14 protein-coding genes are annotated in these 15,813 nt (G+C 69.2%); 6 read left to right on the forward strand and 8 right to left on the reverse strand.

Going from position 1 to position 15,813, the window contains the following annotated elements:
- Positions 1-153 precede the first annotated feature (153 nt).
- Positions 154-1,587, forward strand: coding sequence for a coniferyl aldehyde dehydrogenase (locus GCU42_RS06755; protein ID WP_114226813.1), 1,434 nt, complete (start codon positions 154-156; stop codon positions 1,585-1,587).
- Positions 1,588-1,694: 107 nt separating this feature from the next.
- Here GCU42_RS06755 and GCU42_RS06760 read toward each other — a convergent pair whose 3' ends face one another.
- From GCU42_RS06760 to GCU42_RS06775, 4 genes are read right to left on the reverse strand one after another with little or no spacing between them, the layout of a single operon-like run.
- A complete protein-coding gene (locus tag GCU42_RS06760; RefSeq protein WP_114226814.1) occupies positions 1,695-3,362 on the reverse strand; it encodes a GMC family oxidoreductase in 1,668 nt (555 codons plus the stop codon).
- Positions 3,363-3,373: 11 nt separating this feature from the next.
- A complete protein-coding gene (locus GCU42_RS06765; RefSeq protein ID WP_114226815.1) occupies positions 3,374-4,303 on the reverse strand; it encodes an alpha/beta fold hydrolase in 930 nt (309 codons plus the stop codon).
- Positions 4,300-5,118: an SDR family NAD(P)-dependent oxidoreductase gene (locus GCU42_RS06770; RefSeq protein WP_114226816.1), complete on the reverse strand. Its 819-nt coding sequence runs from the start codon at positions 5,116-5,118 to the stop codon at positions 4,300-4,302. Before GCU42_RS06770 ends, GCU42_RS06765 begins: the two co-directional genes overlap by 4 nt.
- Positions 5,115-6,626, reverse strand: coding sequence for a flavin-containing monooxygenase (locus GCU42_RS06775; protein ID WP_114227762.1), 1,512 nt, complete (start codon positions 6,624-6,626; stop codon positions 5,115-5,117). The genes GCU42_RS06770 and GCU42_RS06775 overlap by 4 nt, the downstream gene beginning before the upstream one ends.
- 196 nt (positions 6,627-6,822) lie before the next feature.
- Here GCU42_RS06775 and GCU42_RS06780 point away from each other — a divergent pair, with 196 nt between their 5' ends.
- The gene (locus GCU42_RS06780; protein WP_114226817.1) at positions 6,823-9,915 is read left to right on the forward strand and encodes a TonB-dependent receptor; all 3,093 of its coding nucleotides are present in this window, start codon (positions 6,823-6,825) and stop codon (positions 9,913-9,915) included.
- 50 nt (positions 9,916-9,965) lie between these two features.
- Here GCU42_RS06780 and GCU42_RS06785 read toward each other — a convergent pair whose 3' ends face one another.
- On the reverse strand, positions 9,966-10,400 hold the full coding sequence (locus GCU42_RS06785) for a DUF2141 domain-containing protein (protein ID WP_114226818.1): 435 nt from the start codon (positions 10,398-10,400) through the stop codon (positions 9,966-9,968).
- 82 nt (positions 10,401-10,482) lie between these two features.
- Here GCU42_RS06785 and crtY point away from each other — a divergent pair, with 82 nt between their 5' ends.
- The 3 genes from crtY to GCU42_RS06800 are packed head-to-tail and all read left to right on the forward strand — an operon-like array spanning position 10,483 to position 14,035.
- The gene (gene crtY, locus GCU42_RS06790; RefSeq protein ID WP_114226819.1) at positions 10,483-11,625 is read left to right on the forward strand and encodes a lycopene beta-cyclase CrtY; all 1,143 of its coding nucleotides are present in this window, start codon (positions 10,483-10,485) and stop codon (positions 11,623-11,625) included.
- Positions 11,622-13,091: a phytoene desaturase gene (locus GCU42_RS06795; RefSeq protein ID WP_114226820.1), complete on the forward strand. Its 1,470-nt coding sequence runs from the start codon at positions 11,622-11,624 to the stop codon at positions 13,089-13,091. Before crtY ends, GCU42_RS06795 begins: the two co-directional genes overlap by 4 nt.
- Positions 13,088-14,035 carry a phytoene/squalene synthase family protein gene (locus tag GCU42_RS06800; RefSeq protein WP_114226821.1) on the forward strand — a complete coding sequence of 316 codons (948 nt, stop codon included), beginning with the start codon at positions 13,088-13,090 and terminating at the stop codon, positions 14,033-14,035. The genes GCU42_RS06795 and GCU42_RS06800 overlap by 4 nt, the downstream gene beginning before the upstream one ends.
- Here the strand turns inward: GCU42_RS06800 and GCU42_RS06805 are convergent.
- The 3 genes from GCU42_RS06805 to GCU42_RS06815 are packed head-to-tail and all read right to left on the reverse strand — an operon-like array spanning position 13,977 to position 15,378.
- Positions 13,977-14,516: a sterol desaturase family protein gene (locus tag GCU42_RS06805; RefSeq protein ID WP_114227763.1), complete on the reverse strand. Its 540-nt coding sequence runs from the start codon at positions 14,514-14,516 to the stop codon at positions 13,977-13,979. The genes GCU42_RS06800 and GCU42_RS06805 overlap by 59 nt on opposite strands.
- Positions 14,517-14,548: 32 nt before the next feature.
- Entirely contained in the window at positions 14,549-14,839 is a 291-nt protein-coding gene (locus GCU42_RS06810; RefSeq protein ID WP_114226822.1) for a hypothetical protein, read from the reverse strand.
- Positions 14,840-14,871: 32 nt separating this feature from the next.
- Complete coding sequence (locus tag GCU42_RS06815; protein ID WP_114226823.1) at positions 14,872-15,378, reverse strand: DNA-deoxyinosine glycosylase; 507 nt, start codon at positions 15,376-15,378, stop codon at positions 14,872-14,874.
- A gap of 159 nt (positions 15,379-15,537) precedes the next feature.
- Here GCU42_RS06815 and GCU42_RS06820 point away from each other — a divergent pair, with 159 nt between their 5' ends.
- Complete coding sequence (locus tag GCU42_RS06820; protein WP_114226824.1) at positions 15,538-15,801, forward strand: CsbD family protein; 264 nt, start codon at positions 15,538-15,540, stop codon at positions 15,799-15,801.
- Positions 15,802-15,813: the final 12 nt, after the last annotated feature.

Consider the following 15,813-nt stretch of genomic DNA (forward strand, 5'->3'; position numbering starts at 1 on the left):
TCCCGGCGATCGACGTGTCGCCGGGTCCTGCCGGATCAACGAACGGGCGGCGCTCCCTCGGGACGCCGCCCGTTTCGTGTCTGGCACCAGCCCTTTGCAGCCGCGGCGCGGAAGCATAGACCGGTCCGCACCACCGCTTGCGGAGCGCACCTTATGGCCGACGCCGACCCTCGCCTCCCCGCCACCGACAGCGCCGAGATGCGGCGCCTGTTCGACCTCCAGCACGCCGCCTCGCGCCGCGACCCGCCCGCCGACCTCGCGCTCCGCCGCGACCGGCTGAGCCGGCTCGGCGACATCGTTCGTTACAACGGCGACCGCTTCGCCGACGCCATCTCGAGCGACTTCGGCACCCGCGCGCGGATCGAGACCGAGCTGATGGAGCTGGTGCCGACGCTCGGCGCCATCCGCTACGCGCGCAAGAATCTGCCCAAGTGGATGAAGCCCGAAAAGCGCCACGTCGGCCTCAACTTCCAGCCGGGCAAGGCGTGGGTCCGGCACGAGCCGCTCGGCGTGATCGGCATCATCTCGCCCTGGAACTACCCCCTCCAGCTCGCCTTCTCGCCGGCGATCGACGCCATGGCCGCGGGCAATCGCGTGCTGTTGAAGCCGAGCGAGCTGACCCCGGCCTTCGCCGCCTTGCTCGAGGAGCTGGTCGCCGCCTCGTTCGACCCGGCCGAGGTGGCCGTGGTCACCGGCGGGGTCGAGGTCGGCAAAGCCTTCGCGTCGCTGCCGTTCGACCATCTCTTGTTCACCGGCTCGACCGCGATCGGCCGCCAGGTCTACCGCGCCGCGGCCGACAACCTCGTCCCCGTCACGCTCGAATTGGGCGGCAAGTCGCCCGCCATCGTCTGCGACGATTATCCGCTGGCCAAGGCCGCGCGCTCGATCGCCTTCGGCAAGTTCCTCAACGCCGGCCAGACCTGCATCGCCCCCGACTATGTGCTGGTCCCGCAGGGCAAGGCGGAGGCAATGGCCGCCGCACTGCTCGCCGAGGTAAAGCGCGGCTATCCGCAAGTCGCCGACAATCCCGATTATTCGGGCGTCATCAGCGAGCGCCACCGCCAGCGGCTGCTCGACGCCATCGCCACCGCCGAGGAGAAGGGCGCGACCGTGCTCCAGCATGGCGCGGACACTGCGGCCGCCGCCGGCAAGGTGCCGCCGACCATCGTCCTCGATGCGCCGCCCGAGACCATCCTCGCTTCCGAGGAAATCTTCGGGCCGGTCCTCCCGGTCGTCGGCTACCGCTCGCTCGGCGAGGCGATCGCATTCGTCAACGCGCGCGACCGCCCGCTCGCGCTCTACTGCTTCACCAAGGACGGCGCGCGCGAGGATGAGGTGCTCGACCGCACCTTGTCGGGCGGGGTGACGGTCAACGGCACCCTCCTCCACATCGCGCAGGAGAGCCTGCCGTTCGGCGGGGTCGGCGCAAGCGGCATCGGCGCCTACCACGGCAAGGAAGGCTTCCGGCGCTTCAGCCACGCGCGCGGCGTCTACAAGAGCGGCGCCTGGAACGCGTTCGAAAAGCTCGGCCCGCCGTGGGGCAGCTTCGCCCGCAAGGTTGCCAAGGCCATGCTCAAGCGCGGCTGAGCCTGTTTGCTCGTCATGCTGAACTTGTTTCAGCATCCATCTTCGAGCCGCAACGTGGGCGGAGGAATGGCCCCTGAAACGAGTTCAGGGTGACGACTGCCGTTCGTCTACGCCGCTACCCGCGCCTTTGCGCTGGCCTTGATCATGTCCGCCGCTTTCTCCGCGATCATGATCGTCGGCGCATTGGTGTTGCCGCTGACGAGGCGCGGCATGATCGAGGCGTCGACCACGCGAAGCCCATCGAGCCCGTGGACGCGCAGTTCAGGATCGACCACCGCGCCCGCGTGACGGCCCATCGCGCAGGTCCCGACCGGGTGGTAGATCGTCGTCCCCCGCTCGCGCGCATAGTCGAGCAGCGCCGCATCGCTCGCCACCGCCGCGCCGGGGTTGGTCTCATGGTCGATATAGCCGGCCAGCGGCGCGGTGGCGGCGATCCGCCGGCCCCATTTCAAGGCGGCCACCACCACTTCCTCGTCGAGCGGGTTCGACAGATAATTGGGCGCGATCGCCGGATGCTCGGCCGGGTCGCCGCTGCGAAGATGGACCGAACCGCGCGATTCCGGACGCAGCTGGCACGGCGCGATGGTCAGCCCAGGTTCGCCCTCCAGCTCCATCTTCTGCTCGTTGGCGAGCTTCTCGGCGTCCATCGTCGCCGGCAGGATATGAAACTGGATGTCGGGGCCGGCGAGGTCGGGGCGCGACTTGCAGAACACCCCGACATGCGCCGCCGACAGCGTCAGCAGCCCGCGCTTCTCGCGGAAATAGCGAACCACCTCCCTGAGCAGCCGCGGCCCCCTCGCCAGCTCGTTGACCGAGATGGTCCCCGCCTTCAGCCGGTAAGTCTCGCCGACCACATAATGGTCCTGCAAATTCTCGCCGACGCCCGCCAGCTCGTGCACCACCTCGATGCCGAGCCCGCGCAGCCGCTCAGCCTGCCCGACCCCTGACAATTCGAGCAGTTGCGGCGAGTTGATCGCCCCGCCCGCGAGGATCACCTCGCGCCGCGCATGGACCACCCGCCGCACCCCGCGCTGGGTGAACTCGACCCCGGTCGCGCGCTTGCCCTCGAACCGCACCAGGCTGGCCAGCGCGCGGGTCTCGACGGTCAGGTTGGCGCGACCCATTGCCGGGTGGAGGTAAGCGACCGCCGCCGAGCAGCGCTTGCCGTCCTTGATGTTGAGCTGGAACCAGCCGACCCCTTCCTGCTCGGGCCCGTTCAGGTCCCGCTCGGGCAGCCCCAGCGCGACGCACGCCGCAATCGCCGCCTCGCTCACCGCATGGCCGTCGCGCGGGTCGGAGACGTTCAAGGGCCCGCCGACCGCATGGTCGTCGCACGGCCCGCGCTCCTGATGCTGCGCCTTGCGGAAGTAAGGGAAGACCTCGTCCCACCCCCACCCCTCGCAACCCAATTGGCGCCAATGGTCATAGTCCGACCGCTGCCCGCGGACGTAAAGCATCGCGTTGATCGACGACGATCCGCCGAGCACCTTGCCGCGCGGCCAGACGTGCTGGCGGCCGTGGGTGCCGGGGTCGGGCTCGGTCACGTAGAGCCAGTTGACCTTGGGGTCCTTCAGCGTCTGCGAGTAACCGAGCGGGACGTGGATCCACATATTGCTGATTAACTGCGACGGCTCCTTCAAAGGCCGGTCGTCGCCGCCCGCCTCGAGCAGCACCACGCTCACCGCCGGGTCCTCGCTCAGCCGCGCGGCGAGCACGCAGCCGGCCGAGCCCGCGCCGACGATCACATAGTCCGCTGTCCGCTCCGCCTCGGCCATCCGCCGGCCTCCTACTGGATCGCGCTGCGCACCCACTGCGCGGTCTCGACCGGCACCGTGTAGGGCAGCATGTGCCCGCCCTCTCGCAGCGTCAGCCGCGCGCCCGGAATCTCGTTGGCGGTCTTCTCGCCATGCTCGCGATAGTCGAGCAGATTGTCGCCGCGCCCGTAGAGGATGGCGACCGGCAGGTTGAGGTCCGCATAATGCGCGATGATTTCCTCAGCGTCGGCCTGGGCGAGCTGGAGGTCGCCGCACGCCGCCGCGACATTGCCCGGCCGCATCGCCAGCGCGCCGCCGCCGCTCGTCAGATAATCCGCTGGAACCGGCTCGGGCTTGAACACCTCGACGAGCGTCTTGTCGCGGGTCGCCACCGCCAGCGGCACCGCGATTGTCCGCGCCACCAGCGGCACCACCGACAGCGGCAGCATCAGGCCCTTGAAGATCTCGGGCACGTCGCGCACCGGCTGGGTCGCCGGGGCGATCAGCGCGAGCCCGCCGACCTTGTCGGGATGGCGGTGCGCGACCGTCAGGCTGAGCGCGCCGCCAAGCGAATGGCCGACCAGGATCGGCTTCTCGAGCCCCAGTTCGTCGATCAGCGCGGCGATCGCGTCGGCCTGGTCGGACAGCCGCTGCGAACCGCTCGGCAGCGGCGGCGAATAGCCCGAGCCCGGGCGGTCGATGCGGATCACCCGATGGTCCTTGGCGAGCTCGTCGACCATCGCCTGGCCGAAGCTGCGCAGCTGCGCGCCAAGCCCGTGGATCAGAAGCAGCGGTCGCCCCTCGCCCTGCTCGGTGACGTGCAGCTTGTAAGGCCCGGCGCTGACGATCCGCCCGTCCATCGGCACCATTTCCTCGTGCCGCCGCGCCGCGCGCGCGCTGTAGACTCCCGCGCCGAGCAGCCCTGCCGCCGCGGCGACGCCGCCGATCACCCACTTCTTCATGACATGCCCCGTCCCAGGAATTTCCAATAGCCGACCGGCGCGACCCGCTCGATCAGCGCCGCGAACTTGGCGTCGTTGCCGACCAGCACCCGCGGCTTCTCGCCCTCGACCGCGGCGACGATGATCTCGCCCGCCTTCACTGGCGACATCTTGAGGAATTTCTCGGAAAATTCGGTGCGGCGGGCGTCGATCTCGGCCGCTTCCTCATTGCTCACGTGTCGCGGCCCCCGCGCATTGCGGGCAATGTTGGTCTTGATCCCGCCCGGATGCACCACCGTCACCCCGACCGGTGAGTTCGCCAGCTTGAGCTCGTTGCGCAGGCTCTCGGAAAAGCCGCGCACCGCGAACTTGGCGGCCGAATAAGCCGTCTGCCCCGGCGGCGCGATCAGCCCGAACAGGCTCGACACGTTGACGATCCGCGCCGCGTCGCGCGCCTTGAGTTCCGGCAGGAAGGCGCGGGTCAGCCGCACCACCGCATGGAAATTGACCTCCATCAGCCAGTCGAAATCGGCCTCGTCGACCTGCTCGAACGTGCCTCCGATCGCCACCCCGGCGTTGTTGACCAGGAGGTCGACGCGGCCGTGCGCGGCGATCACCTGCGCGGGCAGCGCGAGGCACGCCGCGCGATCCGTGACGTCGAGCTTGTGGGTGGTGACGGTGACGTCGCGGATCATCGCCGCGGTCTCGCGCAACCCGTCCTCGTTGACGTCGGCGATGGCGAGGTGGCAGCCGCGCCGGCTGCAGGCGAGCGCGATCCCGCGCCCGATCCCGCTGCCCGCGCCGGTGACGACGGCGACCCGTCCGGCGAGCTTCACGCGGCTTCCTTTTCGTGGCGCGGCGACGATGCGGCGGAGCCCCGCGCGCGCGTGAACAACATCACCCCGTCCTCCAGTTTTCCACGCCGCAGCGCGCGGCGGTCGCGCAAATAATTCTGGTAGAGTTTCCACGGCGCGCGGTCGCCCTGCTTGGGCAGGATCGCCAGCGCGCGCTGGACGTAGCCGCTGGTGAAATCGAGGAACGGCACCTCGGCGACGTCGGCCTCCTGCCGCGGGGTCGCGATCTGCTTGCCCGTCGCCTTAAGATGGTTGAGCAGCCGCGTCAGATAGACCGACGTCAAATCCGCCTTCAGCGTCCACGAGGCGTTGGTATAGCCGAAGCTGTAGCTCAAATTGGGCACATCGCCGAACATCATGCCCTTGTAGGTCATGTGCTCGTTCAACTGCTGGCGGACCCCGTCGACCGAGACGGCGATATCGCTCAGCAATTGCAGCTTGAGCCCGGTCGCCGCGACCACGATGTCGGCGGCGAGCTCGCGCCCCGACTTGAGCAATATGCCGCTCGCCGTGAACCGCTCGATATGGTCGGTGACCACCTCGATCTTGCCATCGCGGATGCCGGCGAACAGGTCGGCGTCGGGCACCAGGCAGACGCGCTGGTCCCACGGATTGTAGCTCGGGCTGAAATGCGTCTCGACCGCATAATCGGCGGGCAGCTCGCGCTGGACGCCCTTCTTCATCAGCTTCTTCATCATCGCCGGCCGCCGCCGCGCGAGCTGGAAGAAGAATTGCTGCATCAGCACGTTGCGCCAGCGCACCACGCCGTAGCTCGCCTTGGGCCCGAGCAGCCCGCGCAGCCGGTTGGCGGTTTTGTCGACCGACGGCCGGCTCGCCATGTAGGTCGGCGAGCGCTGGAGCATGGTGACGTGCGCAGCCCCCGCCTTGGCCATCTCGGGCACGATCGTCACCGCGGTCGCGCCGCTGCCGATCACCACCACGCGCTTGCCGGCGAAGTCGAGGTCGGCGGGCCAGAATTGCGCGTGGAAGAAACGGCCGGCGAACTCCCCGACGCCGGCGAAATCCGGCAGATAAGCCTCGCGGTAATCATAATAGCCGGTGCCCATGTGCAGCCACTGGCAGCGGATCGTCACCGTCTCGCCGGTGTCGCTGCGCCTGGCCTCGACCGTCCACCGCGCGGTGGCGCTGTCGAAGTCGGCGCTGACGACATGGTGGTGGAAGCGGATGTGCCGGCGGATGCCATATTTGTCCGCGACCATGTTGACGTAATTCAGGATGCTCGGCCCGTCGGCGATCGCCTTGGCCTCGGTCCACGGCTCGAAGCTGTAGCCGAGCGTATACATGTCGCTGTCCGAACGGATGCCGGGATATTTGAACAGGTCCCACGTCCCGCCGATCGCCGGGCGGCTTTCGAGGATCGCGTAGCTGCGCTCGGGACAATAGGTCTGGAGGTGCCAAGCGGCCCCGATCCCGGAGATGCCGGCGCCGACCACCAGCACATCGACGTCGCTGACTTCGCGCTCGCTCATCGCGTCCATTCCCGCGCTTGACAGTGGGCCGGGGCCCGTGCGTCATTGTGTGCGTCCAACCGCCGCGCTCCGCAAGGGGTGGGCATGCGGACGTAGGGCTACCCTTGGAGGAGGGCACCCGCGTTTGTTCGTTGTCGGTCGGCAACGTCGCCGGCCGTCGGGGCCGCCCCGCGCGGGCGCAAAGGGGAAACACGTCATGACGCGTGCGCAATATCTGCTGGCCGGAGCCTCGCTCGCGGCGTTCGCTTTCGTAGCGCCGGCCGCGGCGCAGACCGTCCCCGAACCCCAGGCCGGCCCACCCGCCGGCACCGTCACCACCGGCGCCGGCGACAGCGCACCGCAGGGCAAGAGCGGCGACGCCACCAGCGGCACCAGCCAGAGCGCCACCCCCGGCCGGCCGAGCACCACCGACACCGGCGGCGACATCATCGTCACCGCCCAGCGCCGCTCCGAAGCGCTCCAGCAAGTGCCGATCTCGGTCTCGGCCTTCACCGGCCAGGCGCTCGAGCGGCAGCAAATCAGCAATGCCAGCGACCTTCAGCTGTCGCTGCCCAACGTCACCTTCACCAAGACCAACTTCACTTCGTCGAGCTTCACCATCCGCGGCATCGGCGACCTCTGCACCGGCTTCAGCTGCGACGCGGCGACCGGCATCCACGTCAACGACATGCCGCTCGTTTCCACCCGCCTGTTCGAGACCGAATATTTCGACCTCGAGCGGGTCGAGGTGCTGCGCGGTCCGCAGGGCACGCTGTTCGGCCGCAACGCGACCTCGGGCGTGGTCAACTTCATCACCGCGCGGCCCAACCTCAGCCGCGCGGCGGCCTCGGCCAGCGTCGAGGTCGGCAATTACCAGTCGGTCAAACTGAACGCGATGGTCAACCTGCCGCTGACCGACACGCTCGGCGTGCGCGTGGCGGGCTATCTGCTCGGCCGCGACGGCTACACGAAGAACCTGTTCGACAATTCGCGGATCGACGGGCGCGACCTGTGGGCGCTGCGCGGTTCGATCCGCTGGAAGCCGTCGGCGGGCACCACGCTCGACGTCATCGGCTATGCCTTTAACGAGGACGACGACCGCTCGCGCATCCAGAAGCAGCTCTGCCACCGCGACCCGACCGGCGTCCTGGGCTGCCTCCCCGACCGCCTCGCCAACGAAGTGGTCAACGGCAATTCGACCCTCTCGGCGACGCTCTCATCACGGCAGTTCATCAACGCTGCGGCCGGCTTCAACCCGCTGATCGCGAGCTTCGGGCTCGGCCTCACCAACTTGAACAGCGGGGTCGATCCCTTCTTCGGCGGGATCACCAACCCGTCCGACCTGCGCACCGTCAACGCCGACTTCAACCCGACCTACCGCGCGAAGGAATATTTCGTGATGGGCCGGCTCGAGCAGAATCTCGGCGACCAGTTCAGCGCCACGCTGACCGGCGGCTGGGCCAAGAACAGCGTCGACAGCCGCACCGACTACAACCTCCTCGCCGGCAACAGCCTCGCCGGCAATTCGGGCCTGGTAAACCTCTACGGCCTGAGCCTCGCCCCCGGCGCCGCCTTCCCGGGTGGGGTCAACCCGTTCACCAACGCGGTGCGGGCGCTGATCCCCAACGGTCCGCTCGGCAACATCTGCACCTCGGAAACCAACCTCAACTACACCGGCATCTACGGCGGCTTCACCAACCGCTGCACGCCCGGCAGCACAGACTACGACCGGTCGCAAAGCTACTACCGGCAATATTCGCTCGAGGGGCACATCGATTCCAACTTCAAGGGGCCGTTCAATTTCCTCTTGGGCGGCATCTATCTCGACGGCCGCTTCACCAACTCCAACTATTATGTCGCCAGCGCCGGCCTCGATTATGCCTCGGGCGTGCTCGGCGCGATCCAGGCGCTCGGCCAGCGCGCGGCGGGGGCGACCTTCCCCAACAGCTTCCTCGCCCCGCCCTTCTTCAACTCGGAGGTCAGCGACTTCCGCCTGAAGAGCTACGGCCTGTTCGGCGAGGCCTATTTCCAGGCCAGCGACAAATTGAAGTTCACGCTCGGCGCCCGCTACAGCCACGACGACAAATTGCAGGTGGCGCGCGCGCCGATCTTGAGCTTCCTCGTCCCCTTCGGCCTGACCGACGCCAACCAGTCGCCGTTCCTCGGCCTCTACGACGCCGACGCCTCGACCGCCGGCAACCAGGCCAATGCGGTCGGCCGGGTCAAGTTCGGGCGGCTCACCGGCCGGCTCGTCGCCGACTATCAGATGACGCCCAACAACCTGCTCTACGCGTCCTATTCGCGCGGCTATAAGTCGGGCGGCCTCAACCCGCCAATCGACCCCTCGTTCAACGTCTCGCCGACCTTCAAGCCCGAATCGATCGACGCGTTCGAGCTTGGCAGCAAGAACACCTTCGCCGGCGGCGCGGTGCGGCTCAACCTCTCGGCCTTCTACTACAACTACAAGGGCCTCCAGCTCAGCCGCATCGTCGCCCGCACCTCGGTCAACGACAACACCGACGCCGGTATCTACGGCGCCGAGGCGGAGGCGGTGTTCAAGCCGACGCCCGACTTGCTCCTCAACCTCACCGGCTCCTACCTCCACACCAAGATCAAGGGGTTGAGCCTGGTCGACCCGCGCGACCCGTCGGGCGGACGCAGCGACGCGGTGATCATCAAGGACCTCCAGGGCGGCGCCAATTGCGTCGTCTCGCCGGCTGTCGCGGGCGTGCCCGCGGCGGCGGTCAACGGCTTCGTCGGGGCGGTCAACGGCGCGCTCGGCCTCAATCCGCCGACCCCGATCCCCAGCACCAACACCACCGGCGCCTTCTCGCTCTGCTCGGCGCTGCAGGGCGCCGCGGCCAACCCGTCGGCGGCGCTGCGCACGGCCTTCGGCGTTCCTGCCGGCCCGCTCCCCTTCCTCGTCAACGAAGGCATCGCGCAGAATCTCAGCGGCAACCAGCTGCCCCAGTCGCCGCACTGGAAGGTCGGCGGCGGCGCGCAATATACGCTGCGGCTCGGCAACGGGATGACGCTCGTCCCCCGTGCCGACGTCAACTATACGGGCAGCTTCTACGCGCGCAGCTTCAACCAGCCGATCGACAAGGTAAAGGGCTTCACCGTGGTCAACGCGCAGGTCCAGCTGAACGGCGCCGCCGACAAGTGGTTCGTCCGCGCCTTCGTCCAGAACCTCACCAACAACGACGCGATCACCGGCCAGTTCGTCGCCGACGCGTCGTCGGGCCTGTTCACCAACGTCTTCACCCTCGAGCCGCGGCGCTTCGGCGCGGCGATCGGCGTGAAGTTCTGACAAGAGCCTGAGGCAGGCCGCGCCGGACCCGATCCGGCGCGGCCGCTCCCTCAAAGCACGTAGCGCATCCGGATCGTCTCGGTGACGGTCCCCGCCGGCAGCACGAAGCGGATCTCGTCCCACCGCGGCGGCCGCGGCCGCATCGCCGGATTGGTCGAGAAACCGAACCCCTCGCGCGGAATACCGAAGGTCATGTCGAGCTTGCCGTTGGCATTCTCGTCATGGATCACCAGCAACGCATAGGTCCCCGCCGGCACCCGCCCGAGCACCACCCGCGCCGCCTGCCCCGCCGGCACCGTCCGCCCGACACTGCCGGGCACCTTCTGGCAATCGAGGAAGCGCTGCGCATCGCCGGTCAGGCAGACGTGCACCACCCCCTTGGCGTTGCGCAGCCCGTCGAGCTTGACCGTCAGCTCGCTCACCCCCGGCCCCGTCGCCGCACTGGAGACGAAGGCGGCGGCGGCGAGGAGGGCGAGGCGGATCATGGCGCGGGTGCTATCAGCCCGAACCTAGCCGGTCCATTTACGGGGTTTCCCCTTATCCGCGCCCATGCCAAGGCACAGGGCGATGGCCGCCGCCGACTTCGACCTGATCATCCTGGGCGGCGGGCTGGCGGGTGGGCTGTGCGCGCTGGCGCTGGCGGCGCGGCGGCCCGAGCTCAGGGTCGCCATCGTCGAGCCGGGCGAGCGCATCGGCGGCAACCACCTGTGGTCCTTTTTCGCCAGCGATGTCGCGCCGGCCGACCGCTGGCTGGTCGACCCGCTGATCGGCCATCGCTGGCCGGGCTACGACGTCGCCTTCCCCGCGCACCGCCGCACGCTCGACCAGCCCTACCAGACGATTGCCAGCGAAGCGCTCGACGCCGCCGTCCGCGCCGCCCTCCCGCCCGAGGCGATCATCCGCGACGCGGCGACCGCCATCACTCCCACCAGCGTCCGGCTCGAAGAAGGCGGCACGCTCCACGCCGGCGCCGTGCTCGACGCCCGCGGCGGGCAGGCCGAGGGCTTGAGCATCGGCTGGCAGAAATTCCTCGGCCAGTTGCTCGACATTCCCGCCGGCCACGGCCTCACCCAGCCGATCGTGATGGACGCCTCCGTCGACCAGACCGACGGCTATCGCTTCGTCTATTGCCTCCCCTTCAGCGCGACCCAGGTCTTCGTCGAGGACACCTATTACACCGACGGCCCCGAGCTCGATCGCGACACGCTCCACGAGCGCATCGCCGCTTACGCCGCCGCGCAGGGCTGGCGCGTGGCCGGAATCAGCCGCGAGGAAGTCGGCCAATTGCCTGTGCTCAAGGGCGGCGACTTCGATGCCTTCTGGCCCGCCGGCGACCCCGTCGCCCGCGCCGGCGCGCGCGGCGGCTTCTTCCATCCGCTCACCAGCTACTCGCTCCCCGACGCGGTCCGTTTCGCCAGCTGGCTCGCCACCCTCCCCGACTTCGGCGCGCTTGGCCCCGCCACCCGCGCCCGCGCGGCGGCGCACTGGCGACGCGGCGGCTTCGACCGCCTCCTCTCGCGGATGCTGTTCGACGCCGCCGATCCGCCGCGGCGCTACCGCGTGCTCGAGCGCTTCTACAGGCTTCCGGCCCCCTTGATCGCCCGCTTCTATGCGGGTGAGAGCAGCGCCATCGACCGCGCGCGCATCCTCTCGGGACGCCCGCCCGTTTCCGTTTTGCGCGCCGTGAAGGCGTTGAAGGAACCTCAGTGAAGAGTGCGATCGTCATCGGGGCGGGATTCGGCGGGCTCGCGCTCGCCATCCGCCTCCAGTCGGCGGGGGTCGCGACCACCGTGGTCGAGGCGCGCGACAAGCCCGGCGGCCGCGCCTACGTGTGGGAAAAGGACGGCCATGTGTTCGACGCCGGCCCCACCGTCATCACCGACCCCGACTGCCTCGAGCGGTTGTGGCGGCTCAGCGGCCATGAACTCGCCGAGGACGTCGAGCTGGTCCCGGTGAAGCCCTTCTACCGGCTCGCCTGGCCCGATGGCGTGGTGTTCGATTACACCAACGACGACGCCGAACTGAAGAGCGCGATGGACGCGCTCAACCCGGCCGACTGGACCGGCTACCAGCGCTTCCTCGCCTACAGCGCCGGGGTGTTCCGCGAGGGCTATCTCAAGCTCGGCACCAAGGCGTTTCAAAGCATCGGCGACATGCTCAAGGCCGCCCCGGCGCTGGCCAAATATCAGGCGTGGCGATCGGTCTATTCGATCGTCTCAAGCTATGTGCAGGACGAGCATCTCCGCCAGGCGCTGAGCTTCCACACCCTGCTGGTCGGCGGCAATCCGATGACCTGCTCGTCGATCTACGCGCTGATCCACAAGCTCGAGCGTGACGGCGGGGTATGGTTCGCCAAAGGCGGCACCAACCAGCTCATCGCCGGCATGGTCCGCCATTTCGAGCGGCTCGGCGGCGTCCTCAGGCTCGATGATCCGGTCACCGCCATCACCACTGCCGGCAATCGCGTCACCGGCGTCCGCACCCGCTCGGGCTGGTCGGCCGAGGCCGACGCGGTCGCCTCGAACGGCGACGTGGTCCACAGCTACGGCCTGCTCGAAGGCTCGCCGCGCGGCCCACAGCAGGTTCGCGCGCTCAAGCGCAAGCGCTTCTCGCCCGGCCTGTTCGTGCTCCACTTCGGCCTCGAGGGGACCTTCCCCGATATCGCCCATCACACCATCCTGTTCGGCCCGCGCTACAAGGAACTGCTCGGCGATATCTATTCGCGCGGGCGTCTCGCCACCGACCCCTCGCTCTACCTCCACCACCCCACCATCACCGATCCGAGCATGGCCCCGCCCGGCTGCTCGACCTTCTACGCGCTCGCTCCCGTTCCCAACCTCGGCAAGGCGCCGGTCGATTGGGCCAGCGAGGGCGACAAGTATCGTGAGGTCGTCCTCGACATCCTCGCCGAGCGCCTGATCCCCGACATCCGTCAGCGCATCCGCACCATCTTCCACTACACCCCCGACGACTTCGGCCGCGACCTCGCCGCCCACTTGGGCTCGGCCTTCAGCCTTGAGCCCGTGCTGTGGCAGTCGGCCTGGTTCCGCACCCACAACCGCGACGACCAGCTGAAGAACCTCTACTTCGTCGGCGCCGGCACCCACCCGGGCGCGGGCATCCCCGGCGTGGTCGGCAGCGCCGAGGCCACCGCCGGGCTGATGCTCACCGCATGAGCGACGCCGACGATCGCGCCCGGCTGGTCGAGGCAGCGCTGGCCAGCATCTCGGTCGGCTCCAAGAGCTTCCGCTTCGCCAGCCAGTTGTTCGATCTTCCGACCCGCGAGCGGAGCTGGCTGCTCTACGCCTGGTGCCGCGCCTGCGACGACGTCACCGACGGCCAGACCCTCGGCCATGATGCGGTCGCGGTCGACGACGCCGCCGCGCGCATCGCCTTCCTGCGCGCGCGCACCGCCGAAGCGCTGGCGGGCGAGCCGACCGGCATCGTCGCCTTCGAGGCGCTGCGCACCGTCGCCGCCGAATGCCACATCCCCGCCGCCGTCACCGCCGACCACCTCGCCGGGTTCGAGCGCGACGCCGCCGGCTGGCGCCCCGCCACCACCGACGACCTTCTCTCTTATTGCTACCAGGTCGCCGGCGCGGTCGGCGTGATGATGGCCCACGTCATGGGGGTCGCTCCGGACGACAGTGACACGCTCGACCGCGCCGCCGACCTCGGCATCGCCTTCCAGCTCGCCAACATCGCGCGCGATATCGTCGAGGATGCGCGCGTCGGCCGCGTCTATCTCCCCACCGACTGGCTCCGCGCCGAGGGCCTCGAGGGCGCCGACCTCGCCGACCCGCGCCACCGGCCCGCGCTCGCGCGCATCGCCCGCCGCCTCAGCGAGCTCGCCGACGCCTATCGCCGCTCGGCGCGCGTCGGCGCCGCCCGCCTGCCCTTCCGCAGCCGCTGGGCAGTCCTCTCGGCAAGCGGCATCTACGGCGAGATCGCGACCCGTGCCGCCGCGCTCGGCCCCCGCGCCTGGGACGCGCGGATCAGCACCGGCAAGGGCGAGAAAGCCGCGCTGGTGATGGAAGCCTTTTGGGAAGCGCTGTGGCCGGTCAGGCCGATCCCACGCGATGGTCTGTGGACTCGGCCGCGGACCCCCGCGGCGCCCTGACCTCGGCCTTCGCGCTCGCACCGAGCGCGCGCTTCAATCGCTCGATCGGCGGCGCATAGACGAAGCCGAAGCTCACCGCTCCTTCGCGCCCCTGCACCGCATGGTGCAGTTTGTGCGCCTGGACGATCCGCCGGAAATAGCGGCTGCGCGGCACGATCCGGTGGGCGATGCGCCCGTGGACGATGACGTCGTGGAAGCCGAAATAGATGAGGCCGTACCCCGCGATCCCCGCCCCGACCCACGCCGCCCACGGCCCCAATTGCTCGTGCACCCCGGCATAGATTAGCGCCACCGACGGCAGCGCGAACAGCATCCCGTAAAGATCGTTCGCCTCGAACCAGCCCGCCCGCTCGCGATGATGGCTCGCATGCAGCCGCCACCCCAGCCGCGAATGCATCACCCATCGATGCAGCCCGTAGGCGACCGCCTCCATGGCGATCACGGTGGCGGCGAATAGGGCAAGGCCGGCGGGCAGCGACATGGCCGTCATATAGCGGCCGCGACCGTTAAATGTCAGTGCTGCTCCGCCAAGTAGCGCATCAGCTCGGCGAGCGTGCTTTCCATCTGGTCCTGCATCTGGCTGACCAGCTCATTCTCGCGCATGCCTTCGTGGTCGAGGGGCTTGGAATAGCTATCGCTGAACGCCTTCAAGTCGTTGGCGTCGAACACCCCGCGCGCGACCAGCTTGGCGAGGATCACCAGCAGCCCGTTGGTGTTGGCGATGGTTCCGGCGACCAGCGCCTCGTCGACCATCGACAGGTCGGAAGTCGGGGTTTCGGCGTCGTCGCTTAACTCTTCGGCCATGTCCGAATGGGTGGAATGGGGCGGCGCGGCTGTCAACCGACGAGGTCGCGCAGCGCGGCCCAGCGCGCGGCCTTGGCGGCGAACGACAGCGTATGGGCCGGGCTCGACGAGGGCAGGTCGACGAGCGTCAGCCCCGCGCTCCCCGCCAGTGACCGCCGCCCGATCCGCGCGGCGGTCAGCCCATTGAACGCGACCGCGCGCACCGCCGGATGCGCCGCGACCAACTCGCCAAGCGGGGTCGCCGCCACCCCCCGCAGCGCCTGGTCGAGGCTGCCCCGCCGCCGCGCGCTCGCGACCACGTCCCACAGCCCGACCCCGCGCTCGAGCAACCGCGCCAGCCGCTCTTCGTAAGCCAACTCCGCCAGTGGCTCGCCAAGCGCCGCGCCGAGCAACCGCCAGAACTGGTTCTGCGGATGCGCATAATAGCGCCCGGCGGCGAGCGACGCCTCGCCCGGCAGGCTGCCGCAGACCAGCAGCCGCGTGCCGGCATCGATCACCGGCGGAAAGGAGGACTTGGGTTCATCGCCGCGCATCGCCATCTTGCTGCCATGCCGCGCCTCCTCCGCCTAGCCGCCGTCGTTGCCCTCGGCCTCCTCCTCCGCTCGAGCCGGCGCCGCGCCGATTGATCGTGCAGCGCGGCACTCGCGCCGCGTTCGGGCGTTGAACCGCCGAACCTCGCGAACATCCGGAGCATCATCATGAACATCGACACCGCCATCGGCACCGGCACCGACCTCAAGGGCCAGCTCAAGCAGAACATCGGCGAGGCGACCAACGATCCCGCGCTGCAGCAGGACGGCACCCTCGACCAGATTTCGGGCCAGGCGCGCAAGGGCTTCGGCGCGGTGCGCGATTTCGCCAAGCGCCAGCCGGTCGCCGCCGCCGTCGCCGGCGCGCTCGGCCTCGCCTTCATCAGCAAGCTCCTCGGCCACCCGCTCGCCCCCGGCCGCAACGGCCGCTAACGGCGCGTTCAT

The organism is Sphingomonas ginsengisoli An et al. 2013 (genome assembly GCF_009363895.1).
GTDB lineage: Bacteria > Pseudomonadota > Alphaproteobacteria > Sphingomonadales > Sphingomonadaceae > Sphingomicrobium > Sphingomicrobium ginsengisoli.